Annotated in this window: 3 protein-coding genes; all 3 read right to left on the reverse strand. The window is 43.6% G+C overall.

Translation table 11 applies throughout. The features are described from left to right. Positions 1 to 431, reverse strand: a 431-nt coding sequence (locus B9T16_RS28390; RefSeq protein WP_410246359.1) for a hypothetical protein, incomplete at its 3' end; no start/stop codon positions are given. 156 nt (positions 432 to 587) lie between these two features. Further along, a complete protein-coding gene (locus B9T16_RS28395) occupies positions 588 to 1112 on the reverse strand; it encodes a hypothetical protein (protein ID WP_410246360.1) in 525 nt (174 codons plus the stop codon). Positions 1113 to 1128: 16 nt separating this feature from the next. Further along, entirely contained in the window at positions 1129 to 1626 is a 498-nt protein-coding gene (locus tag B9T16_RS28400; RefSeq protein ID WP_014273904.1) for a hypothetical protein, read from the reverse strand. Between the last annotated feature and the right edge of the window lie 104 nt (positions 1627 to 1730).

The following is a 1730-nucleotide window of genomic DNA, read 5'->3' on the forward strand; positions in this document are numbered from 1 at the left end:
ACCCAGGCTTTATAACTGCTGTAGGTTTCTCTGAACCACTCGTGGCTTTGTCTGGCGGTGTAGTAGTGGTATTTGGAGTATTTGGGGTCTTCCGGGTAGTCGTCGTCAAATTCAGCCCCAAATCTAATTCTAATTGCTTCATAATTTTCATAACAATTTGTCAGCTTAATAAACTTCTCGTGACTACCCGACTGCTTATCAGGATGCAGTTTAATTGCCATTTGTTTATATAACTTTCTCGCCGCCACTTGATTATCCGCCGCCAACACCCAAGTCCCCGTTTCCAGGTGCGCCCAAATCGTCCCCTTTTTCGGGTAGAAAACACAACGCCCCTTAGTCATTCGTAAAAACAGGACATTCGCCCACACCTCAATCACTGCCACATGGGGGTATTTTTCTTGAATTACAGCTAATGCAGAGGAATAGTTCATATCAACCCAACAATCCCGGCTCCCATAATTATAATCAACAATCAACGGCGATCGCAACCACCTCGACACCCCCCACTCCAACCGTCACTTATATCGGTTTCCCGGCATAAAGTATTCGGTTATTCGCACCTTGACAAATATCATGTTTTATGGTAATCAATCCCCCATGGGCAACTCATACAATAAAGGAACATCCCGCCTCACCCGGTCCAACTCAAAACCACCGATATCAGTTTCCGTTAACCGAGAGTCCAAAAACCCCATTAATTTAGAATAGGTTCTCAGGATAACTTGAGGTTTATGTTTACACCTTTTAAACTCTCTCTTCCACTGTTGATTAGTCAGATTAGTATATTCTTCAGCCTCAGCACTAACCGATTTACCAATAATATAAAGTATCGGATATTTACTATTCTTGGTGCGTTGCTTATACCCCTCCACATAGCCTCTCTCCAAAACCTCATTAATAATCTCAATAGTTATCGTCCCTTTTTTCAACTCCATCAATATATGTTGAGGGCTTGGGGTTTTTAACACCAAGTCAATAAAACGCTGCTTTCCCCTAACATTCACCTCGAACTCTATATATAAACGCCAAGGCAGATACTGACAAGCCTTAGTCAAATAATAAACCAACTGTTGCTGATAATCCTTCTCAAATCGAGGTCTTCTCTCTAGCACCCGGCGACTGGTTTCATCAAAAAGGCACGCCGAGTTCTTCGATTTGTCGTCTAGCGTACTCGTCGTGTTCTTTCTGTCTTTTAACCCAGGCTTTATAACTGCTGTAGGTTTCTCTGAACCACTCGTGGCTTTGTCTGGCGGTGTAGTAGTGGTATTTGGAGTATTTGGGGTCTTCCGGGTAGTCGTCGTCAAATTCAGCCCCAAATCTAATTCTAATTGCTTCATAATTTTCATAACAATTTGTCAGCTTAATAAACTTCTCGTGACTACCCGACTGCTTATCAGGATGCAGTTTAATTGCCATTTGTTTATATAACTTTCTCGCCGCCACTTGATTATCCGCCGCCAACACCCAAGTCCCCGTTTCCAGGTGCGCCCAAATCGTCCCCTTTTTCGGGTAGAAAACACAACGCCCCTTAGTCATTCGTAAAAACAGGACATTCGCCCACACCTCAATCACTGCCACATGGGGGTATTTTTCTTGAATTACAGCTAATGCAGAGGAATAGTTCATATCAACCCAACAATCCCGGCTCCCATAATTATAATCAACAATCAACGGCGATCGCAACCACCTCGACACCCCCCACTCCAACCGTCACTTATATCGGTTTCCCG

Source organism: Arthrospira sp. PCC 8006, assembly GCF_046480465.1.
Classification (GTDB): domain Bacteria; phylum Cyanobacteriota; class Cyanobacteriia; order Cyanobacteriales; family Microcoleaceae; genus Limnospira; species Limnospira platensis.